We start from the raw sequence: 21,696 nt of genomic DNA on the forward strand, positions 1-21,696 counted from the left end.
CGACCGTAGAACCTCGACCGCGGTTGAGGTCAACCGCCGTGGCCGCCGGCCCGGTCGGGGCCGGCGCATGCCGCGTCCGGCGCCGGGAGCGCGCCGGAACACGACCGCGCCCCGCTCCGGTCGGAGCGGGGCGCGGGTGCCGCGGCGGTCAGGCCACGGTCACGACGGGGTGCGTCGCGGCACTACTTCTTCGGCTGCGGGGTGGCGTGCGGCTCGCAGGTCACGTCCTTGGCGTCCACCGTGCCCTCCAGCAGGTAGGCGTCCACCCGCTGGTTGATGCACGGGTTGGCCAGGTTGGTGACGCCGTGCGATCCCGCGTCCTTCTCGGTGATCAGGCGCGAGCCCTTGAGGCGCTTGTGCAGCTCCACGGCGCCCTCGTACGGGGTCGCGGCGTCGCGGGTGGCCTGCACGATCAGGACCGGCGGCAGACCCTTGCCGGTCTTCACCTCCAGCGGAGTCTGCTGCGGCACGCCCCAGGTGGCGCACGGCAGGTTCATCCAGGCGTTCGACCAGGTCAGGAACGGGTAGTCCTTGTGCAGCCGGGTGTTGTCCCGGTTCCACCGGCTCCAGCTGGTGGGCCACTTGGCGTCGGCGCACTCCACCGCGGTGTACACGGCGTTGCCGTTCTCCGAGGCGATGTTGCCCGCGGTGTCCGACATGTCGGGTGCCGCGGCGTCGACCAGAGCCTGCTCGTCACCGGCCAGGTAGGCGCTCCACACCTCGGCGACCGAGGTCCAGGCGGAGTCGTAGTACGGGGCGCTCTGGAAGAAGCCGAGAAGCTCGGCCGGGCCGACGAGGCCGCCGATCGGGTTCTTCTTGGCGGTCGCGCGCAGCGTCTCCCACTGCTTCTGGACCTTCTCCGGCGTGTCGCCGATGTGGTAGGCGGCGTCGTTCTTGGCGACCCACGCCTTCCAGTCGTCCCAGCGCATCTCGAAGGCGACGTCCTGGTCCAGGTTGGCCTGGTACCAGATCTTCTCCCGCGAGGGGTTCACCACGCTGTCGACGATCATGCGGCGCACGTGGTTCGGGAAGAGCGTCGCGTAGACACCGCCGATGTAGGTGCCGTAGGAGACGCCGATGAAGTTGAGCTTCTTCTCGCCGAGCGCGGCACGGACCACGTCGATGTCGCGAGCGGTGTTGGGCGTCGTCATGTGCGGCAGCATCCAGCCGCTGCGCTCCTTGCAGCCCTGCGCGTACTCCTTGGCGAGCTTGCGCTGGACCCGCTTGTCGGCCTCGCTGTCGGGCACCGGGTCGAGCTTCGGGGCCTTGACGTACTCCTGCGGGTCCACGCAGGAGATGGGGGTGGAGCGGCCGACGCCCCGCGGGTCGAAGCCCACGAAGTCGTACGCCTTCGAGGTCTTGGTCCACAGCGGGTTCTTCGAGGTCACCCGGGCCGGGAAGCGCAGACCCGAGCCGCCGGGGCCGCCGGGGTTGTAGAGCAGGGCGCCCTGGCGCTCCTCGGGCGTGCCCGTGCTGCCGATCCGGTCGACCGCGATCTTGATCTGACGACCGTTCGGCTTGGCGTAGTCCAGCGGGACGCTGACATAGCCGCACTTGATGGGCTTGGCCAGGCCCCAGTCGGCCGGGCAGTCCTGCCAGTCGATGCCTGCCTCGGCGGCACGGTCCGCGGCGATCTTCACACCGCGGGCCTCGGCGGCGCCGCCGGGCACGGTCTGGCCGGCGCTCGCCGAAGGCGCGGCGAGCGCCCCGGCTATGAGCACGCCGGTCACGACGCCACCGGTGGCGCCGAAGATTGCTGTACGTCTCACGTAGGTAACTCCCCCTGCTTTGATACGCCGCTTGTGGCGGCGGTGGTCACAGTGGCAGGAGGATCCTCGCCTGCCGTTCCCCGATCGGTACAGGTCAAACAGGTGTTTCTTTACCAACCCGTGAGGTCGGACGCATCGTCGAACAATCTGCGCAACCGCAGCGCGTCCGCCGCGACCGCCGTGACGAGTACGGCCGGTCCGGCCAGCGGGGTGGCCACGGCGGTGTCGCCGAGCCGCGGCAGGCGCGGCGGCCGGTCCGCGAACGCCGGGTCCACCACCAGGAGTTGACCCACCGCCCGGTGGCCGCCCAGCACCGCGGGGCCGTCCCAGCCCGGTGCCCGGGGCCCGTAAGCCGACTCCTGGTCCAGCAGCGGAACTCCCGAACGGTACACGGTGAGCCTGGTGGCGAGGCTGCCGGGCCCCTCCCCGGCGCGGCCCAGAACCTGCTCCTCGCGGAACGTCAGCCGGGCGGTGGCGGCAAGGGTGATACGGGTGTGCATCCGCAGGTCGCTGCCGTGGGCCGAGATCAGCGGCTCCGGCAGCCAGGCCAACTCCGCATGCTCCCCCACCGTGATCGACGTGTCGTAGTGGGCGGGCGCGCCGGTGCGGCCGGGCAGCGCGATGGTGGCCGCGGTGGTGGAGAACCGCAGCCGCGCGCCGTCGGCGAGTTCCGCGGTGAGGCCGAGCCGGTCACCGCCCAGCGGCGCGCTCATGGCGCCGACCAGCGCCACCCGGGCCTCCGGGCCGCGGGTGGCGAGCCGGCGCAGCGCGAGGGGGCCCTGGCCGTCGAGTTCGGCCAGTGCGGTGCCGCCCCGCCCGTCGGGCACCGCGCTGATCCGGGCGGCGGCCAGGACGCCGGAGGGGGCCGGCCCGGCCGCGGCGCCCGCGCCGGGAGCCGGCCGGGTGCCACCGGGCCGCGGCACGGGGCGGGTGGCGCGGGTCATGCCGGGGAACCCGCCCAGGCGGCGAGCCGCGCGCGGACCCAGTCGCGGACCGGCCGGACACCGTCCTCGGCGACCAGCGAGGTGAAGACCACCGGGAGCGGCCCGCGCTGTTCGGCGGCGTCCCGGGCCATGCGTTCCAGATCCGAGCCGACGTACCGGGCCAGGTCGGTCTTGTTGACCACGAGCAGGTCCGCCGTGGTCACGCCGGGGCCGCCCTTGCGCGGGATGTCGTCTCCGCCCGCGACGTCGATCACGAAGATCTGCGCGTCCACCAGCCCCTTGGAGAAGGTGGCGGTCAGGTTGTCGCCACCGGACTCCACCAGCACCAGGTCGAGCGGGCCGACGGTGTCCTCCAGGTCCTCCACGGCTTCGAGGTTGGCGGAGATGTCGTCCCGGATGGCGGTGTGCGGGCAGGCGCCGGTCTCCACGGCGGTGATGCGCTCGGGCGGGAGCACCGCGTTCCGCAGGAGGAACTCGGCGTCCTCGCGGGTGTAGATGTCGTTGGTGACGACCGCGATGCGCAGTTCGTCGCGGAGCGCCCGGCACAGCGCGGCCACGGTGGCCGTCTTGCCGGACCCGACCGGTCCGCCCAGTCCGATCCGCAGCGCGCGGCGGCTGCCGTCCGGGCGGTGCGGTTCGGCCGCGCTGTAGCTGTGCCGGTGGGGATAGGTCTCCGGGTGGTCGAGGTGCATGGCGGCTCCGGTCGGGTGCGGCGGGTCCCGGCCTCGGGGGCCGGGAGGGGCGGACGGGCGGGGGACGGGGGGTGGTTCAGGAGGCGAAGAGACGTACCGGCCAGCCGGCGTGCGCTTCGGCGGTGATGTCCAGCAGCGGGGCGGACGCGGCGGGCAGTACGTCCGGGCCCTGGTCCACGGCGCGCCGGGCCGCCTCGGCGGCGCGCTCGGCGACCTGGTCCAGCTCGGGGGCGAGCCGGGCCAGCACCGCGGTGGCGTCGAAGGGGTCGAGCCCCAGCAGCCGCACCACGGCGGTCGCCGGGCCGCTGACGGATTCGTGGCCGGCGAGCCCGGCGGCGTCCGGCGGCCCCAGGCCCGCGGCCCGCGCCGCGAGCCCGAGGACCACGGGTTGGTGGGCGCCACGGGGACGGGCGGCGGCGAGCGCGTCCAGTTCCGCGGAGGGCCAGGTGGCCCGTACCGCGCGGGTGAGCTGGCGGCCGAGCCGGCGGGCGGTGGCCCGCAGCGCCGGGGCCGGGGTGCGGGCGTCCGCGGCGGCGTCCAGCAGCAGCGGGTCGACTCCGGCGGCGGCCGCGGCGGCGAGCCCGGCCGCGGTGAGGCCGGCGGTGTGCAGCCGGCCCCGGCAGAACTCCTCCAGGGTGCGCGCGTCGTGGATCCGGCCCGCGGCGACGGCGGCTTCGGCGCCACCCGAGTGCGCGTGGCCGCCGGCCGGGAACCTGCCGTCGGCGAGCACCAGCAGGGCGGCCCGGGCCGCCGCCGGGCCGGGTCCGTCCACCGCGGGGCGTGGCCCGGCCTGTGGCGCGTGGCCGGGCGCGGCGCGTTCGTCGGAATTCATCAGAACAGGAAGTACCGCTGAGCCATGGGGAGTTCGGCGGCGGGCGCGGGTTCCACCGGCTCCCCGTCGATGGTGACGGTGAACGAGTCCGGGTCGACCTCGACCGCCGGCAGGGCGTCGTTGAGGCGCATGTCGGCCTTGGTGACGCCACGGGTGCCGCGGATGGCCGCGAACGGCTTGCCGAGGCCGAGCCGCTCGGGCAGCCCGGCGTCGAGCGCGGTCCCGGTGACGAAGTTCAGCGAGCCGCCGGCCGCGGCCCGTCCGACGGCACCGAACATCGGTCTCGGCAGCACCGGCTGCGGGGTGGGGATGGAGGCGTTGGCGTCGCCCATCTGCGCGTAGGCGATCTGGCCGCCCTTGATGACGAGGTGCGGGCGGACGCCGAAGAAGGCCGGGTCCCACAGCACCAGGTCGGCGAGCTTCCCGGTCTCCACGGAGCCGATCTCGTGGTCCATGCCCTGGGCCGCGGCCGGGTTGATGGTGTACTTGGCGACGTAGCGACGGGCGCGGAGGTTGTCGGCCCGGCCGTCGCCGGGCAGGGCACCGCGCCGCCGCTTCATCACGTGGGCGGTCTGCCAGGTGCGCAGGACCACCTCCCCTACCCGGCCCATGGCCTGGGAGTCGGAGGAGATGATGGAGATCGCGCCGAGGTCGTGGAGCACGTCCTCGGCCGCGATGGTGCTCGGCCGGATGCGCGACTCGGCGAAGGCGAGGTCCTCGGGCACGGACGGGTTGAGGTGGTGGCAGACCATCAGCATGTCGAGGTGTTCCTCGATGGTGTTGACGGTGTGCGGCCGGGTGGGGTTGGTGGAGCTGGGCAGCACGTTGGGCTGCGAGACGACGGTGATGATGTCGGGTGCGTGTCCGCCGCCGGCGCCTTCGGTGTGGTAGGCGTGGATGGAGCGTCCCGCGATGGCGGCGAGCGTGTCGCCGACGAAGCCCGCCTCGTTGAGGGTGTCGGTGTGGATGGCGACCTGGGCGCCGGTGGCGTCGCAGACGTTCAGGCAGGCGTCGATGGCGGCCGGGGTGGCGCCCCAGTCCTCGTGGATCTTGAAGCCGACGGCGCCGCCGCGCAGCTGCGCGTACATCGCCTCGGTGGAGACGGTGTTGCCCTTGCCGAGGAGGCCGATGTTGAGCGGATACGCCTCCATCGCCTCGAACATCCGGGCCAGGTGCCAGGATCCGGGGGTGACGGTGGTCGCCTTGCTGCCCTCGGCCGGGCCGGTGCCGCCGCCGACCAGGGTGGTGATGCCCGCGGCCAGGGCCTCGTCGGCGATCTGCGGGCAGATGAAGTGCACATGGGCGTCGATCGCCCCGGCGGTGAGGATCTTGCCGTTCCCGGCGATGATCTCGGTCTCCGGGCCGATCACGAGGTCAGGGTGGACACCGTCCATGATGTCCGGGTTGCCGGCCTTGCCGATGCCGGTGATCCGGCCGTCGCGCAACCCGATGTCCGCCTTGACCACCCCCCAGTGGTCGAGGACGACGGCGCCGGTGATTACCGTGTCGGGAGCGCCCTCGGCACGGGTGGTCCGGGACTGCCCCATCGACTCGCGGATCACCTTGCCGCCGCCGAACACCGCCTCGTCACCGGCCCGGCCGGGCCCGCCGGCCCGGTCCTCCTCGATCTCGACGAGCAGATCGGTGTCGGCCAGCCGGATGCGGTCGCCGGTGGTGGGGCCGAACAGCTCGGCGTAGTCGGCGCGGCTCAGCCGGGTCATCGGTCACCGCCGGCCGGCGGCGGGTCGAGCGGTCCGCCGGTCTCCCCGCGGAGCCCGGGGACGAACCGGGCTCCGGCCAGCGGGACGAGCGCCACCTCGGCGGGGATGCCCGGTTCGAAGCGAACGGCGGTGCCGGCCGCGATGTGCAGCCGCATACCGCGGGCCGCCGCACGGTCGAAGTCGAGACCGGGGTTGACCTCGGCGAAGTGGTAGTGGGAGCCCACCTGGACGGGCCGGTCGGCGGTGTTCAGCACGGTCAGCCGGGTCACCGGCCGTCCTTCGTTGAGCGGTACCGGCGCCTCCGCGTGGAGGGTCTCTCCGGGGATCACAGCGGCCTCCTGCGGTCAGACGATGGGCTCATGGACGGTGACGAGCTTGGTGCCGTCCGGGAAGGTCGCCTCCACCTGGACGTCGTGGATCATCTCCGGGATGCCCTCCATGACCTCGTCCCGGGTGAGCACCTTGCGCCCGGAGGACATCAGTTCGGCGACGGTTCGGCCGTCCCGGGCGCCTTCGAGGATGTGCACCGTGATGAGCGCGATCGCCTCGGGATGGTTGAGGCGCACACCGCGCGCACGCCGCTTCTCGGCGACGTCGGCCGCCACATGGATCAGCAGCCGTTCCTGCTCGTGCGGGGTCAGTTGCACGTTCCCACCTCACCTCGTCTCCGGCCGCCGCCGCTCGGGTGCGGCAGCCCTCGGGGCGCCGCGGTGCACGCCGCGGCAGCCGTGGAACCGGGTGCTCCCCTCTCGCAGCGGGACCCTAGCCGACTTCAACACACTGTTGACCTGCGGTTCCGTCCGGTCCCGCGAGGTATTGCAGATTAGAGCGGAACCTTTTCCGATGCGTTAACTGACGCTTTGCCAGGGCATGGAACTTCGCCGCTGGTCAGGCCGCGCGTCCGGCCGTCACGCCGCGTGCGGGGGCACATCCCGGGCACTCGGGGGGATACAGGAACGCTTCGACAGAAGGGCGGGGGTCGCAGTGTTCACAGGACCGCACGCGCCCCTGTGAGGCGAGGCGGGGGCAGCCGAAGGGCGGCCCTCCGTCCACCCGCCGCGCTCCCAGGCTTCACAGGGGCTGTCCGAGGGGTGTGCGCGGCCACTTCTACGAGGGTGCAGTCCTGGGCCCCGGCGCCGCACGCGTGGTCGGCGACCAGCTGCGCCATGGGGTCTGTGGTTGCGGTAACCGCTTTGAGTGGGCCGCGCAGGAGTGGCCCCGCATACGCCCATTGGGACGTGTGAGGTCGAGGCCAACGTCGTCGCCATCCCCGTCCCGCTCCTCCCTGGCGGCGGCGACGGTTCGTTCGGCTGCCAGACTTCTTGATCGTTCGCGGCAGGGACGTTCGGGTCGTGCGAGCGGCCCTGCGGCCTATGGACCTCCAGCGGAGCACCCATAGGGCTGCGAGCCGTTGACACGAGGATGTAAGCCGGGCCGCGCTCCACTTCCAGCTCAGCTGGAGCTGCGCAGAGCGAGCGCGCGGCTGGTACTCGTGCCGGGCCGCACGCACCAGTCCCTGAACTTCGCGATCACCAAATGGCTTGGCAGGGCTCCGTGTCGCCGCGTATAAAGAGCGGAACGCCTGGACGACGGTCCGGGCGGGGAATGGCAGAAACGGTCCCGTAGCAGCTAGCGGGGCGGATTGCGCATCCGGTGGAAGACAACGCAGCGCAGACCAGGCCGATTCGGTGAGGCTGACTGCGGAGCGGGCCTAGCGGCCCGTGAATCCTGAGCTCAGCGGCGACACGGATGGCCCGAGGGACTCACTTCCGAACGAGCTGCCCCTTGGTGAAGGTGGAATCCTTCTTCCCACCCCCCGATTCTTCGAGTCGGGGGGTCCTTTTTCAGCTCGCCGGGTAGCGGGGCTGCTTGTCGGTGCCGGTGCTGCGGATCTGGCCGGACTTCACGAGCGCGGCGCGTGCCCGGTAGAGGGTGGCTCCGCTACAGGTGACGAACTCGGCGAGCTGGCTGGTGGATGCTCCCGAGCCGGGGAACACGTCCCGCAGGGTCTCCGCGAGGGTGTTCTGGACGGCTTGGTTCTCTCCGCCGGCACGGCCGTCGAGGAGGACGGAGTTGCACGGCGACGGGCACGATGTTTTCGTGTGGTTCCGTGTGGCGGTTGTTGGCGCGGTGGATTTCATCCAGGCCGATGCCGATGGTTGCCGGGTTTTCGGGGCTGGCGCCGCGTCGTTTCAGCTCGCGGCCGACTACTGGGATCTTGTAGTCGGCGGTGCAAGCGCGTTCGCCAGGGGCCCCGTTGGACATCCGCACGGGGATCTTGAGGGACTTCGAACCCGCGCGGGTGAGTTCTTGCCAAGCACGCGGGGCGTCCAGTACACGGCCGAGGCGGGTGGATCCTCCCGGTCTCACCGCCGTCGTGGTGGGCGGAGCACGCGCCGGCCGGCCCACCGCCCCCGGCCCGCGCGAGGCCGCAGAACCGGCCCTGCCCCCCGCGGCGGGCCGACGCCGCCGAATGCCGCGTACCGGTTGCCGGAACCCGCTGCCCGATATTCGCTCTTGACGATGAGCCGACAAACCGGAAAAACTCTTGCCCGAACCATCGCACCATCCAGCTCCGCACCAACCCCCCACATCAGTAACGGAGCCCATCTGTGTCTCGAATAGCCACATGGCGCCGGGCCGCGCTCGCGGCCGGAACCTGCACCGCTCTCGCCTCGGTCCTGCTCAGCGGCGCCGCAGGCGCCCAGGCGACACCCCCCACCAGCACCGCGGCCGCCCCCGACATCGACGTCGCGGCGGTCAAGGCCGATCTGTCCGAACTGCAGTCCATAGCCGAGCAGAACGGCGGCAACCGGGCACACGGCCAACCCGGGTACAAGGCGTCCGTGGACCATCTCAAGGCCAAGCTCGACGCCGCCGGATTCACCACCACGGTCCAGGAGTTCTCCTATGGCGGCTCCACCGGCTACAACCTGGTGGCCGACTGGCCGGGTGGTGACGCCGAGCACGTCGTGATGGCCGGCTCGCACCTGGACTCGGTCGACGACGGTCCCGGCATCAACGACAACGGCTCGGGGTCGGCGGCCGTGCTGGAGGTCGCCCTGGCCGTCGCCAAGGCGGACCTGAAGCCCACCAAGCACCTGCGGTTCGCCTGGTGGGGCGCCGAGGAGTACGGCATGGTCGGCTCGACGCACTACGTCGACCAGCTGGCCTCCGGAGACCTGGCGAAGCTCGACGCGTACCTCAACTTCGACATGCTGGGGTCCCCGAACCCGGGCTACTTCGTCTACGACGACGACCCGGAGCTGGAGAAGGTCTTCACCGACTGGTACGCGGCGAAGAACATCACCACCGAGCCCGAGACCGAGGGCGACGGTCGCTCCGACCACGCTCCCTTCAAGGACGCCGGGGTCCGGGTGGGCGGCCTGTTCACCGGCGCCGAGGCCACCAAGAGCGAGGAGCAGGCCGCGAAGTGGGGCGGCACGGCGGGCAAGTCGTTCGACCCGTGCTACCACTCCTCCTGCGACTCCACGTCCAACATCGACGACAAGGCGCTGGACCTGAACACCGACGCGATCGCCCACGCGATCTGGGAGCTCGGTTCCTGACGCCCCCGCTCGCGGTCACTCCCCGCGGCCCGGACGCCGATCCCCGGTGTCCGGGCCGCGGTGCTCCGCCCGCGGTGCCGTAGCGCCGGCGTTCGCCGGCAGCGGGCGGCAGGGGGTGCGCGGTCGGCACCGCACCGATCGCCCGCCCCTCCGCAGCCGCCTCGTCCTGCCCCGGACGCCGCAGGTCGGCGGCTGGGACCAGGGCCGGGCGTCGCGCCCCCGGGCGGGGAGCGGCGCTCCGGGCGGGGCGCCGTCCCACCCCCGCCCGCCGAGCGAGCCGCCGCGCCCGGCCGAGCGCCCCGGCGCGCCGTGTCGTCCGTTCGGGGTCCACCGATCGGCCCAGTCGGCGGACCGCGCCACCGGGTACCCGAGTTGCGCACCGCCGACGGGCGTTCCACTGCCCCGGACACCGCCGCGCCGCAGGTGCGGCCGCTCGCCACGGACCACCGGACGGCGCGTCAGGCCTCCGCCGACCAGCGGCATTCACCCCCGATCGGCCTCCAAGTGATGTAAATCACACGCCGTCGTTTCAGCGCGGAACGCCGGTGGTGGTGCGTGACCATCCCAGGGACGACAAGCCCTCGTCACAGCGGCGAGGCAGCCCGGTCGGACGCCGAGTCCCGCCGCCGCACCGGGTCCTGGTCGACCTCGGCTGACCGGCGGGAGTGGAGGACCCGGCAGTACGGGGCCGTCGTGTACGCGAGCGCCGGCCCCTCGGGGTGAAGCCGCAGTGGCGGCCGGGCATTCTTCGCCTGCCCGAACCCGACAGGACACCCTTCACAGGCGGCTGACGAAGGGGTGCGTCATGAGCACGCGCACGGACAGACCCGCCGGAACGGCACGGATCCGCTCCACCTCCGCGGTGACCGCCGCGGCCCTCGGAGCCCTGCTGGTCCCCGCCTCGGCGACCGACGCCGAGGCCGCCGCGGTCTCGGCCAGGGCACTGCGGGTCGCGGAATCCAAGAAGGGCTCGCCCTACCAGTGGGGTGCCGTCGGTCCGCACCGGTTCGACTGCTCGGGCCTCACGCTCTACTCGTTCAAGCGGGTGGGCAAGCGGCTGCCGCGCACCGCCGCGGCGCAGTACAACCACACCCGGCACATCAGGGCCTCCCAGCGGCACCGCGGTGACCTGGTCTTCTTCCACTCCGGCGGCCGGGTGTACCACGTGGGCATCTACGCCGGCCACCACCGGATCTGGCACTCCCCCAAGACCGGGGCGGTGGTCCGGCTGGAGCGGATCTGGTCCCGCAGCGTGTGGTACGGGCGGGTGAACTGACCCGCGCCGCCCGGTGCCGCGCCCGGCCGGCCGGTTCGCCGCCCGGTACACGCGGCGCCGGTGCCCCCGGGCGGGTCGCGCGGCATCATGGAGAGGCCGGACACAGCGGGGGGCCTCATGCCGAGCGAGCAGTTCCAGTCCGATCGCACCTACGACCACGTCTACCTGCTCTTCATCGACACCGCCGGATACTCCTCGATCGTGCTGGCCAACCCCCGGGACCGGGCGGCACGCGCCTTCGACCTGCTGCGCGACCGGATCGGCGCGCGGGTGGACCAGCTGGCCGCCACCCACCGCTGCGCGCGCGGCGAACTGTGGTCGTGGCGGGGCGACGGAGGGTTCTTCGCCCTGCACGACGACCACGAGAGCGTGGCCCGGGACGTCGCGCTGGAGGCGGCCCGGGCGGTCCTCACGCTCGATCTGCGGCACCTGCGGGACGAGTTCGCCCGCGCCGGGGTCGCCGGTGACCTGCATCTGCGGATAGCGGTGCACAAGGGCACCATCCGGCACACCGGACCCGGCCGGACCGGGGCCATCCACTCCCCCGACATCAATCTCGCGGCGCATCTGGAGAAGGCCACGCCGCGGGACTGCGTCGCGGTGTCGGAGGACGTGCACCGGACCGCCGGACCGTACGCCGCGCTCTTCGAGGAGGTCGGCGGCCACGAGGGCAAGCGGGTCTTCCTGATGGCCGCCGACGGCGCGCCGGGCACCGCCCGCAGGGCGTGGCTGGCCGCGCGCGGACTCTCCGACGGCGCCGCGGTGCACACCTATCCCGAACGCCCCAGTTCCGTGGAGAAGGCACGGATGCTCGACGCGGCGACCGGCGAGGTGCTCGACATGGGAACCGCGCTGCGGGCGTCCTCCCGCCGGCTGGTGACCACCGAGCGGCCGGCGCACTACCGGGACGCCGTGCTCGGCTTCCTGCGCCGCGGCGGCGTCTACCGCTGCTTCCTGCTGGACCCGGTCTCGGACGCGGCGGCGACGCTGGCCCGCCAGCACCAGGAGGACATGAGCCGGAAGATCAAGGACTCACTGGAGCGGCTGGGCCGCTTCAAGGAGCGCTACGGCACCGAGGCCGACGGTCTGGAGGTGTACCAGACCGACGCCTTCCCCGGATTCTCGGCGCTCGCGGTCGACCCGCGGGAGCCCGACGGCCTGATCCTGTACTCCTCCTACCTGCTGGGCACCAGCCGGTACGGGGTGATCGAGCGGGGGGACATGCCGCACTACCTGATCAGCCCCGGCGCGGGCCGGGTGTACGAGCGGATCCGGGCCCTGACCCAGGCCCGGGCCCGGACCGGGAACGTCCAGCGGGTGCTGTGATCCGGCCCGGCCCGTGCCCGCCCCGTGCCCGTGTCCGCTCCGGCCGTCGTCCCGGTCGGGCCTCCCGGCCCAGGTCGCCGCTCGCCGCCGCCCGGCTCACCCGCCGCGACCGCCGTGACCGCCCGGGCGCCGGGCGGAGGCGGGCCGTCAGGGGCCCGGCGCCGGCCACGGCAGGGCGACCCACACCGTCTTCCCGCCGCCCGGGGCCGGGGTGACGCGGAGCCGGCCGCCCGCCTCGGCGGTCAGGGAGCGGATGATCACCAGCCCCCGTCCGTTGTCCTGCTGTACCGCGGCGGGCAGCCGCCGGGGCCGGCGGGGGTCGCTGTCGGTGATCCCGACGCGCAGTTCCTCGTCGCGGTCGAGCCGTATCCGCACGGTGAAGGCGGGCGACAGCCCCCGGGTGTGCACGATCGCGTTGGTGGCCAGCTCCGAGACGATCAGCCGCACGGTGTCCGCGGTCGGGTGGCCGGCCGGCAGCCCCCAGCCGGCGAGCACGTCGACCACGTGGCCGCGCGCCATGGCGACCGACGCGGGTTCGCTCGGCAGCGTGACGGATGCTTCCTGCTGGTCTGCCATCGGACCTGTTCCCTTCCCGCCGGGACCGGTGTCCGACAGGGGTGGGTGCGGGGCGTCGGATGAACCGTCAGCGGTCCCGGACGGCTCCACGCGCCAGGGTGCCACCGATGCCGCCGCTGCCGCGGGCGATCCGCGGACACCACCGGATCCCTGTCGCTCGAAGCGGTGACCTGTACTACGGAAGACCGCTTCCGGGGTCCGGCGCGGTGCGCGCGATCACCGCCACCGCCTGTGCCACCTGGCGGTCCGTCAGGTCCGCACGGGCGGTGAGCCGGAGCCGGGAGACGCCGTCCGGAACCGAGGGGGGCCGGAAGCAGCCGACCCGCAGCCCGGCGGCCCGGCAGTCCGCCGCCCAGGACACCGCCTGCTCCGGCGAGGGGGCCTTGACCGAGACCACGGCGGCGTCCGGGCGTACCGCGGCCAGCCCGGCGGCGGTCAGCCCCTCGTACAGCGCGGTGGCCACCTCGCGCACCCGCCGCGCGCGCCGCGGTTCGGTGCGCAGCAGGCGCAGGCTCGCCAGGGCCGCGCCCGCCGCGGCCGGGTTCAGACCGGTGTCGAAGATGAGCGTCCGGGCGGTGTTGACCAGGTGCTCGATGACCCGGGCCGGGCCGAGCACGGCACCGCCCTGGCTGCCCAGGGACTTCGACAGGGTGACCGTGGTGACCAGGTCCGGGGCGCCGGCCAGCCCGGCGGCGTGCGGGGCGCCCCGGCCCTCGTCGCCGAGTACGCCGAGGCCGTGGGCGTCGTCGACGAGGAGCCCGGCGCCGCCGTCCCGGCAGGCGTCGATCAGCTCCTTCAGCGGCGCGGCGTCGCCGTCGACGGAGAACACCGAGTCGGTGACGGCCAGCGCGGGGGCGCCGGACCGGTCGAGCGCCTTGCGGACCGCGTCCGGGTCGGCGTGCGGGACCACGGTGGTGTCGGCCCGGGAGAGACGGCAACCGTCGATGAGCGACGCGTGGTTGCCCTCGTCGGAGACGATGACCCCGCCGGGAACGGTCAGCGCGGTGACGGCTGCGAGGTTGGCCGCGTATCCGGAGGAGAGGACCAGAGCCGCCTCGAATCCGCAGAATTCCGCGAGTTCCCGCTCAAGCCGGGCATGGAGTTCGGTGCTTCCGGTGACCAGCCGGGAGCCGGTGGACCCGGCCCCCCAGGTGTGCGCGGCCTCCGCCGCCGCGCCGGTCACCTCCGGGTGCCGGGACAGGCCCAGGTAGTCGTTCCCGGCCAGATCCAGCAGGGGGGACTCGGCCGGCCGGGGACGTAGTTCGCGGACGAGTCCGGCGCGGCGGCGGGCCTCGCGCTGGGCGTCGATCCAGTCGAACGGTCCGTCCTGGCGCTTGGCGGGCATGGGCCGTCCTTCGGGTGCGTCTCGCCTCGGGCCGTGGGCCCCTTTGTATGCAACGGCTAGAAAGTAACCCCCCGGAGGCTCGGGCAGGGTGTGGCAATACACACACCTCCAACACTCGACGTTGTGCGATCTCTCCTTGGCCGGGGGCGGTGGCGTAAGACAGGATCAGCGCCATGGACCTGCTGAACACGCTGGTGGAGAAGGGGCTGCGACGGGAGTCGCCGACCCGTGAAGAGGCGCTCGCCGTCCTGGCGACCTCCGACGACGAACTGCTCGACGTGGTGGCCGCCGCGGGCAAGGTACGCCGTGCCTGGTTCGGGCGGCGGGTGAAGCTCAACTATCTGGTGAACCTCAAGTCGGGGCTCTGCCCGGAGGACTGCTCGTACTGTTCGCAGCGGCTCGGCTCCAAGGCGGAGATCCTCAAGTACACCTGGCTGAAGCCCGAGGAGGCGGCGGCCGCGGCGAACGCGGGGGTCGCCGGCGGCGCGAAGCGGGTGTGCCTGGTGGCGAGCGGACGCGGTCCGACCGACCGCGACGTGGACCGGGTGTCCGAGACCATCGCCGCGATCAAGGAGCAGAACGGGGAGGTCGAGGTGTGCGCCTGCCTCGGTCTGCTCTCCGACGGGCAGGCCACGCGGCTGAAGGACGCGGGCGCCGACGCCTACAACCACAACCTCAACACCTCCGAGGCCACCTACGGGGACATCACCACCACCCACACCTACGCGGACCGGGTGGCGACCGTGCAGCAGGCGCAGGCGGCCGGCATGTCGGCCTGCTCCGGCCTGATCGCGGGCATGGGCGAGACCGACGAGGACCTGGTCGACGTGGTCTTCTCGCTGCGCGACCTGGACCCGGACTCGGTCCCGGTCAACTTCCTCATCCCGTTCGAGGGGACCCCGCTCGCCAAGGAGTGGAACCTCACGCCGCAGCGGGCGCTGCGGATCCTGGCCATGGTGCGGTTCGTCTGCCCGGACGTGGAGGTCCGGCTGGCCGGCGGCCGCGAGGTGCACCTGCGGTCGATGCAGCCGCTCGCCCTGCACCTGGCCAACTCGATCTTCCTCGGGGACTACCTGACCTCCGAGGGCCAGGCGGGCAAGGACGACCTGGCGATGATCGCCGACGCGGGCTTCGAGGTGGAGGGCACCGACACCACGACGCTGCCGGAGCACCGCCGGGACGCGGTGGCCGGAGGCGGTTGCGGCGGACACGGCGACGGTGGCTGCGGGCCGTGCGGCGGCGAGTCGGCCGCGGAGCCGGCGGCCGCCGGGACGACGCCGGTGGCGGTCGCCGCCGACCAGGCCCGCACCGACCTGGTCGCCGTGCGGCGCCGGGGTGCCGGGACGGACGTGCCGCCCAATGCCTGAGCCGCTGACCGCCGGTGAACTGCTCGCCCTGGACCGGCAGCACGTCTGGCATCCGTACGGGCCGATGCCCGGCCGCCAGGAGCCGCTGCTCGTGGAGTCCGCCGCCGGGGTGCGGCTGCGGCTCGGCGAGCCCACCGAGGGACGTACCGAGCTGATCGACGGCATGTCCTCGTGGTGGGCGGCGGTGCACGGCTACAACCACCCGGTGCTCAACGAGGCGGTGCGCGCCCAGCTGGACCGGATGAGCCATGTGATGTTCGGCGGGCTCACCCACGAGCCCGCCGTCCGGCTGGCGACCCGGCTGGTCGAGATCACCCCGGAGCCGCTGCAGCACGTGTTCCTCGCCGACTCCGGGTCGGTGTCGGTCGAGGTCGCGGTGAAGATGTGCCTGCAGTACTGGCGCTCGGTGGGCAGGCCGGCCAAGCAGCGGCTGCTGACCTGGCGCGGTGGCTACCACGGTGACACCTGGCAGCCGATGTCGGTGTGCGACCCGGACGGCGGGATGCACAAGCTGTGGTCCGGGGTGCTGCCCCGGCAGGTGTTCGCGGACGCCCCACCGGCCGGTTTCGACGCCGAGCCCGACCCCGCGTACCTGGACCACCTGCGGGAGCTGTTCGCCCGGCACGCCGACGAGGTGGCCGCGGTGATCGTGGAGCCGGTGGTGCAGAACGCGGGCGGCATGCGCTTCCACTCGCCCGGGTACCTGCGGGTGCTGCGGGAGCTGTGCGACGAGCACGACCTGCTGCTGGTCTTCGACGAGATCGCCACCGGGTTCGGCCGCACCGGAGCGCTCTTCGCCGCCGAGCACGCCGGGGTCTCGCCCGATGTGATGTGCGTGGGCAAGGCGCTGACCGGCGGCTATCTGACGCTGGGGGCCACGCTGTGCACCAGCCGCGTCGCGGAGGGCATCTCCGGCGGCGAGGTGCCCGTGCTCGCCCACGGCCCCACGTTCATGGGCAACCCGCTGGCGACCGCGGTCGCCTGCGCCTCGATCGACCTGCTGCTGTCGCACGACTGGCAGCGGGAGGTCAAGCGGATCGAGACCGGGCTGCGGGCCGGGCTGGCGGAGGCCGCCGGGCTGCCCGGGGTCCGCGACGTCCGGGTGCTGGGCGCCATCGGCGTGGTCCAGCTGGACCACCCGGCGGACATGGCGGCCGCGACCCGCGCCGCGATCCGGGAGGGCGTCTGGCTGCGGCCGTTCGGCGAGCTGCTGTACACCATGCCCCCGTTCGTGACCGGGGACGAGGACCTGGCGCGGATCTGCGCGGCGGTCCGCGCGGCGGCCGCGGCGGGGTGACCCGCCGGGCGGCCGGGCCGGTCCGAAGTTCGACAGGAAAGGTACGTGGAAGACATGTCGGTGCTCGTCGTCACCGGAACCAACACCGAGATCGGCAAGACGGTGGTGACGGCCGCGGTGGCGGCCGCCGCCCTCGCGCAAGGCCGGACGGTGGCCGTGCTCAAGCCCGCCCAGACCGGTGTCGCCCCCGGTGAGCCGGGCGACGTGGCGGAGGTCACCAGGCTCGCCGGGCCGGTGACGGGCTCCGAACTCGCCCGCTACCCGGACCCGTTGGCACCGGACGTGGCCGCCCGGCGGGCCGCGCTGCCCACCGTCGGCCCCAAGGACGTGGCGGCCGAGGCCGAGCGTCTGGCCGCCACGCACGACCTGGTGCTGGTGGAGGGCGCGGGCGGCCTGCTGGTGCGCTTCGACGAGGAGGGCGGGACCCTCGCGGACGCGGCGCGGTTGCTGGCGGCGCCGGTGCTGGTGGTCACCCAGCCCGGCCTCGGCACCCTCAACACGACCCAGCTGACCGCCGAGGCACTGCGCGCCCGGGGCCTGGTGTGCCCCGGCGTGGTGATCGGCCGCTGGCCGGCCGCCCCGGATCTCGCGGTCCGGTGCAACGTCGCGGACCTGCCCAAGGACGCGGGCGCGCCGCTGCTGGGGGCGGTGCCGGACCAGGCGGGCGCGCTGCCGCCGGAGGAGTTCCGGGCGGCGGCGCCGGGCTGGCTGGCGCCGGTCCTGGGCGGCGGCTGGGACGCGGCGGCCTTCACCGCGCACCACGCGCGCTGACCGGGACGCCGGCCGGCGGCCGGGCCGCCGGCCGGGTCCGCCGTCGGCGGCCGCCGGCGCCGGCACCCGCCGGCGGCCGGCCGAGTCCCGTCGGCGGGGGTCAGCCGGTCCAGCCGCGCAGTTCCTCGGCGATCGCGCTCACGTCGGCGGTGCCGTCCTTCACCAGCCGGGCCAGGTCGCGGACCCGCTCCGGCGTGGTGGTGACCTCCAGCCCGCTGGCGACCAGGTAGGCGTAGGCGACGGCGGAGGCGAACAGCGCGTTGGAGCGCTCCAACGAGGGCACCAGCAGCAGCAGTTGCAGCAGCGCGGCGGCCCGGGTCTGCGGGTCCGGGTAGACCGGGGTGCCGAAGATCTCCGCTTCGTGGCGGCTCACCGCGGCCACCAGCGCGCCGTAGTCGGTGACCCGGGGGTCGCCGGGAGTGCTGTGCTCGGCGACCATCAGCAGCCAGGCGAGGTCTATGCGGACGGTCAACGGCGCACGTCGCCCTGGTCGCCGAACTCGTCGGCGAACACGCCGCGGTACTGCTTCATGAAGTCCGCGGCCGCGTCCACGAAGGTCTGGCCGACCTCGCCGGCGTCCTTGCGGACCAGTTCCTCGATGTAGCGGTTCACGCTCATGCCCCGCTGGAGTGCGCGTTCCCGCGCGGTCTCCGCGGTGGTCTCGTCCACCCGGACGTTCAGCTGGGTCTTCGCCATACCCTCCACGCTAGCGCTGATCCGCTAGCACCGGCAAGACGCGTGACGGCACCGGTACCGGCGCGCCCGGCGCACGCCCGTCCCCCGCGAGGGCGCCCGTATCCGCGGACGACCGCCTACGCTCGACCGGAGAGCGGTCGCGCACCGTCGCGGTGGTGCGCGGGACGGAAGGGAGCGGCCCCTTGACCCCAGCGGCGGCAGCGCCGGCCGGCGGTACCGGACCCGTCGGCCCGTCCGGTGCCTCCGATGCCCCCGGCCCGGGCACCGCCACCCGCGTACCCGGCCCGGGCCCCGCCACCCGCGGCACGGGGCGGGGCTGAGCGGCCGTGCTCCGGGCCACCCTGCGCAGCTTCTTCGCCCACAAGGGGCGGCTGGCGCTGTCCGCGCTCGCGGTGGTCCTGTCGGTCGCGTTCGTCGTCGGCAGCCTCGTCTTCTCCGACACCGTCAACCGCACCTACGACGAACTGTTCAGGTCCACCGCCTCCGACGTGGCCGTACAGCCGGCGTCCGCGTTCGACGAGAACCGCACCTACAGCACCGGGCGCACCCCGACCGTGCCGGCGGACCTGGTCGACCGGGTCCGCGCCGTCCCCGGGGTGGCCCGGGCCCGGGTGGACGTCACCGTCGAGGACGTGACCGTGGTGGACGCCCGGAACAGGGAGGTCGGGCCGACCAGCAACGCCCCGACCACCGCGACCAACTGGCACCCGGGCGAGCGCAGCCCGGTCCGGCTCACCGAAGGCCGTCCGCCGCGCGGCGACGGCCAGGTGGTCATCGACGCGGACACCGCGGACCGCCGGGACATCCGGGTCGGCGACCGGCTGCGGATGATCGCCGGCCCCGGTACCTTCCCGGTCCGCGTCGTGGGCGTCGCCGCCTTCACCACCACCAACCCGGGCGTGGCGATGTTCTTCCTGGACACCCCGACCGCGCAGGCCAGGCTGGTGCACGAGCCGCGGGCGGCGACCGCCATCGACGCCGAGGCCGACCCCGGGGTCTCCGACGAGACGCTCAAGCGACGGATCGCCGCCGCCCTCGACGGTGAGGACGGCCTCCGCCTGCGCACCGGCGACGAGCAGGCGGAGTCGGACGCCGCCGCGTTCGGCAGGTTCCTGGACATCGTCACCTACGTGATGCTGGGCTTCGCCGGGGTGGCCGTGCTGGTCGGCGTCTTCCTGATCGTGAACACCTTCTCCATGCTGATCGCCCAGCGCACCCGGGAACTCGGACTGCTGCGGACCCTGGGCGCCGACCGCCGCCAGGTGCGCCGGTCGGTGCTCACCGAGGCGCTGCTGCTCGGCGCGGTGGGCTCCACGCTGGGGCTGGCCACCGGCCTGGGCCTGGCGGTCGGGCTGATCCGGCTGCTGGGGCTGCTCGGGATGAACCTCACCGCGGCGGACCTGGTGGTCCACTGGCACACGCCGGTGGCAGCGTACACCGTGGGCCTGGGCGTCACCTTCGTCGCCGCCTATCTGCCGGCCCGGCGCGCCGCCCGGGTCTCCCCGATGGCGGCGCTCGGCGAGGTGGAGGCGGCCGGCACCGGGCGCCCGCTGCGCACCCGGGCGGTGGCCGGTCTGCTGCTCGCCGCGGCCGGCGGGGCGGCCCTGCTGGGCTGCGCCCGGGAGGACAGCAGTTCCTCGGCGGCCGCGCTGCTCGGGCTGGGGGTGGGACTCACCCTGATCGCCATGGTGGTGGCCGGCCCGCTGCTGGTGCGCCCCCTGGTCCGGGTGCTCGGCGGCGCCTTCCCCCGGCTGTTCGGCCCGGTGGGACGGCTGAGCCAGCGCAACGCGCTGCGCAACCCGCGCCGGACCGGTGCCACCGCCTCGGCCCTGATGGTGGGGCTGGCCCTGGTCGCCGGGATGTCGGTGGCCGGGGAGTCGATGAACACCTCGTTCGAGGAGCAGATCGACAAGGCGCTCGGCGCCGACTTCGTGGTGCAGAGCGACACCTTCGGCCCCTTCTCCGAGCAGGTCACCGAACGGGTGCGGACGGTGGACGGGCTGGGCACCCTGGTGCGGCAGCGGTACGTGCCGATGCGGGTGCGGCTGCCGGACGGCGAGACCGTGCGCACCACCGGCGGCGCCTTCGACCGGCGCTTCGACGAGGTCGTCTCGATGGAGTACGCCGCCGGCAGCACCGCCCGGGCCCTGGGTCCGGGCCGGGTCGGCATGGAGGTGGCGTTCGCCCGCGAGCACGGCGTCCGCGAGGGCAGCCGGATCACCGCCACCTTCTCCACCGGGCGCACCGCGCGGCTGACCGTCGGCGCGCTCACCCAGTCCGAGTCCGGGAAGGGCCTCGGCTCCGAGGGCGGGATCATGATGGGGATCGCGACCGCGGAGAAGTACCTGCCCGGCAGCCAGGACTCGGCGCTGTACGCCAACGCCGCCCCCGGCACCGAGCCGCGGGAGCTGCGGAAGTCCCTGGAGCGCGCGCTCGCCCCCTTCCCCCAGGTGCAGGTGCGCGACCAGGCCGACTACAAGGAGCTGGTGCACGACCAGATCGCGGTCCTGCTGTACCTGGTCTACGCCCTGCTCGGGCTGGCGATCGTGATCGCGGTGCTCGGGGTGGTGAACACGCTGGCCCTGGCGGTGGTGGAACGCACCCGGGAGATCGGCCTGCTCCGGGCGATCGGGCTGTCCCGGGCCCAGACCCGCCGGATGGTGCGGCTGGAGGCGGTGGTGATCGCGGTCTTCGGGGCGGTCCTGGGACTGGGGCTCGGCCTGGTGTGGGGCGTGAGCATGCACCAGCTGCTCGCCCTGGAGGGGATGACCGCGCTGGCCGTCCCGTGGCCCACGATGGTGGCGGTGCTGGTCGGCTCGGTGGTGGTGGGACTGGTCGCGGCCCTGCTGCCGGCGCGGCGCGCCGCGCGGATGACCGCGCTGGACGCGATCGCGCACGAGTGACCGGACGCCCCGCACCGGCCCGCCGGCCCGCCCGGCCCGTGAGACGGCGGCGGTACCCGGTCGACCCGCCACCCGGTCCGATGGTGGGATGCGGCCATGAACGATCTTCGTATACGGGCCGCGGCGCCGGCCGACCTGGACACCGTCCTCGCCTTCTGGAAGGAAGCCGCGGAAGGCACGAGCATCAGCGACGACCGGGACGGGGTGGCCCGGCTGCTGGCCCGGGACCCCGGGGCCCTGCTGCTGGCGGAGCGGGACGGCGAGCTGGCCGGGACGGTGATCGCCGGCTTCGACGGGTGGCGCTGCCATCTCTACCGCCTCGCGGTGCACCCCCGCCACCGGCGGCGCCGGGTGGCCACCGCGCTGCTGGCGGCGGCCGAGGAACGGTTCACGGCCCTGGGCGGGCGGCGCGCCGACGCCATGGTGCTGGACGGCAACGAGACCGCCCACCACGCATGGCGGGCCCGGGGCTACGGCCGTCAGCAGGAGTGGGGCCGCTGGGTGAAGCCGCTCCCCTCGTGATCACCCGCCGCGGCTCCTCCGCCGGCCCGTCACCCCAGGCATCCTGGTAAGCCCCTGAGATCCCGTGGGATCCGGCTCCCGCCGCGCGCC

General features: G+C 73.8%; 20 protein-coding genes. 8 read left to right on the top strand and 12 right to left on the bottom strand.

Annotated features, from left to right (window positions below; genetic code table 11):
- Positions 1 to 182: 182 nt before the first annotated feature.
- The 8 genes from ACH4B3_RS30875 to ACH4B3_RS30910 all read right to left on the bottom strand — a co-directional run bounded on the left by ACH4B3_RS30875 (position 183) and on the right by ACH4B3_RS30910 (position 7,955).
- Positions 183 to 1,769 (bottom strand): alpha/beta hydrolase, encoded by a 1,587-nt coding sequence (locus ACH4B3_RS30875; protein ID WP_398468461.1) that lies wholly within the window; start codon positions 1,767 to 1,769, stop codon positions 183 to 185.
- 110 nt (positions 1,770 to 1,879) lie between these two features.
- Positions 1,880 to 2,713: an urease accessory protein UreD gene (locus ACH4B3_RS30880; protein ID WP_398468463.1), complete on the bottom strand. Its 834-nt coding sequence runs from the start codon at positions 2,711 to 2,713 to the stop codon at positions 1,880 to 1,882.
- Positions 2,710 to 3,405: an urease accessory protein UreG gene (gene ureG / locus ACH4B3_RS30885; RefSeq protein ID WP_398468465.1), complete on the bottom strand. Its 696-nt coding sequence runs from the start codon at positions 3,403 to 3,405 to the stop codon at positions 2,710 to 2,712. The genes ACH4B3_RS30880 and ureG overlap by 4 nt, the downstream gene beginning before the upstream one ends.
- 76 nt (positions 3,406 to 3,481) lie before the next feature.
- The gene (locus ACH4B3_RS30890) at positions 3,482 to 4,237 is read right to left on the bottom strand and encodes an urease accessory protein UreF (protein WP_398468467.1); all 756 of its coding nucleotides are present in this window, start codon (positions 4,235 to 4,237) and stop codon (positions 3,482 to 3,484) included.
- Positions 4,237 to 5,958, bottom strand: coding sequence for an urease subunit alpha (locus ACH4B3_RS30895; protein WP_398468469.1), 1,722 nt, complete (start codon positions 5,956 to 5,958; stop codon positions 4,237 to 4,239). Before ACH4B3_RS30895 ends, ACH4B3_RS30890 begins: the two co-directional genes overlap by 1 nt.
- Entirely contained in the window at positions 5,955 to 6,287 is a 333-nt protein-coding gene (locus ACH4B3_RS30900) for an urease subunit beta (RefSeq protein ID WP_398468471.1), read from the bottom strand. The genes ACH4B3_RS30895 and ACH4B3_RS30900 overlap by 4 nt, the downstream gene beginning before the upstream one ends.
- A gap of 15 nt (positions 6,288 to 6,302) precedes the next feature.
- Positions 6,303 to 6,605 (bottom strand): urease subunit gamma, encoded by a 303-nt coding sequence (locus ACH4B3_RS30905; protein WP_398468473.1) that lies wholly within the window; start codon positions 6,603 to 6,605, stop codon positions 6,303 to 6,305.
- Between the two features lie 1,197 nt (positions 6,606 to 7,802).
- Positions 7,803 to 7,955 (bottom strand): hypothetical protein, encoded by a 153-nt coding sequence (locus ACH4B3_RS30910; RefSeq protein ID WP_398468475.1) that lies wholly within the window; start codon positions 7,953 to 7,955, stop codon positions 7,803 to 7,805.
- A gap of 615 nt (positions 7,956 to 8,570) precedes the next feature.
- Between ACH4B3_RS30910 and ACH4B3_RS30915 the strand changes: the two genes are divergently transcribed.
- The 3 genes from ACH4B3_RS30915 (at position 8,571) to ACH4B3_RS30925 (ending at position 12,129) form a co-directional block, all read left to right on the top strand.
- On the top strand, positions 8,571 to 9,527 hold the full coding sequence (locus ACH4B3_RS30915; RefSeq protein WP_398468477.1) for a M28 family metallopeptidase: 957 nt from the start codon (positions 8,571 to 8,573) through the stop codon (positions 9,525 to 9,527).
- Between the two features lie 805 nt (positions 9,528 to 10,332).
- Positions 10,333 to 10,803, top strand: coding sequence for a C40 family peptidase (locus ACH4B3_RS30920; protein WP_398468479.1), 471 nt, complete (start codon positions 10,333 to 10,335; stop codon positions 10,801 to 10,803).
- Positions 10,804 to 10,920: 117 nt separating this feature from the next.
- Positions 10,921 to 12,129 (top strand): hypothetical protein, encoded by a 1,209-nt coding sequence (locus tag ACH4B3_RS30925; protein ID WP_398468481.1) that lies wholly within the window; start codon positions 10,921 to 10,923, stop codon positions 12,127 to 12,129.
- Between the two features lie 147 nt (positions 12,130 to 12,276).
- Here the strand turns inward: ACH4B3_RS30925 and ACH4B3_RS30930 are convergent, their stop codons facing one another.
- Positions 12,277 to 12,705 (bottom strand): ATP-binding protein, encoded by a 429-nt coding sequence (locus ACH4B3_RS30930; RefSeq protein WP_398468483.1) that lies wholly within the window; start codon positions 12,703 to 12,705, stop codon positions 12,277 to 12,279.
- Positions 12,706 to 12,880: 175 nt separating this feature from the next.
- A complete protein-coding gene (locus ACH4B3_RS30935; RefSeq protein WP_398468485.1) occupies positions 12,881 to 14,050 on the bottom strand; it encodes an 8-amino-7-oxononanoate synthase in 1,170 nt (389 codons plus the stop codon).
- 173 nt (positions 14,051 to 14,223) lie between these two features.
- On the opposite strand from ACH4B3_RS30935, the gene bioB reads away from it, so the two are divergent.
- From bioB to bioD, 3 genes are read left to right on the top strand one after another with little or no spacing between them, the layout of a single operon-like run.
- Positions 14,224 to 15,417, top strand: coding sequence for a biotin synthase BioB (bioB, locus tag ACH4B3_RS30940; protein ID WP_398468487.1), 1,194 nt, complete (start codon positions 14,224 to 14,226; stop codon positions 15,415 to 15,417).
- Positions 15,410 to 16,714, top strand: coding sequence for an adenosylmethionine--8-amino-7-oxononanoate transaminase (locus tag ACH4B3_RS30945; RefSeq protein ID WP_398468489.1), 1,305 nt, complete (start codon positions 15,410 to 15,412; stop codon positions 16,712 to 16,714). Before bioB ends, ACH4B3_RS30945 begins: the two co-directional genes overlap by 8 nt.
- A 54-nt stretch (positions 16,715 to 16,768) precedes the next feature.
- A complete protein-coding gene (gene bioD, locus ACH4B3_RS30950; RefSeq protein WP_398468545.1) occupies positions 16,769 to 17,485 on the top strand; it encodes a dethiobiotin synthase in 717 nt (238 codons plus the stop codon).
- Positions 17,486 to 17,585: 100 nt separating this feature from the next.
- Here bioD and ACH4B3_RS30955 read toward each other — a convergent pair whose 3' ends face one another.
- A complete protein-coding gene (locus ACH4B3_RS30955; RefSeq protein ID WP_398468490.1) occupies positions 17,586 to 17,957 on the bottom strand; it encodes a fic family toxin-antitoxin system, toxin component in 372 nt (123 codons plus the stop codon).
- The gene (locus ACH4B3_RS30960; RefSeq protein ID WP_398468492.1) at positions 17,954 to 18,181 is read right to left on the bottom strand and encodes an antitoxin; all 228 of its coding nucleotides are present in this window, start codon (positions 18,179 to 18,181) and stop codon (positions 17,954 to 17,956) included. The genes ACH4B3_RS30955 and ACH4B3_RS30960 overlap by 4 nt, the downstream gene beginning before the upstream one ends.
- A 326-nt stretch (positions 18,182 to 18,507) precedes the next feature.
- Here ACH4B3_RS30960 and ACH4B3_RS30965 point away from each other — a divergent pair, with 326 nt between their 5' ends.
- Positions 18,508 to 21,084: an ABC transporter permease gene (locus ACH4B3_RS30965; RefSeq protein ID WP_398468493.1), complete on the top strand. Its 2,577-nt coding sequence runs from the start codon at positions 18,508 to 18,510 to the stop codon at positions 21,082 to 21,084.
- Positions 21,085 to 21,180: 96 nt separating this feature from the next.
- Entirely contained in the window at positions 21,181 to 21,606 is a 426-nt protein-coding gene (locus ACH4B3_RS30970) for a GNAT family N-acetyltransferase (protein ID WP_398468495.1), read from the top strand.
- The last annotated feature ends 90 nt before the right edge of the window (positions 21,607 to 21,696 follow it).

It is taken from the genome of Streptomyces sp. NPDC018031 (genome assembly GCF_044327625.1).
GTDB lineage: Bacteria > Actinomycetota > Actinomycetes > Streptomycetales > Streptomycetaceae > Streptomyces.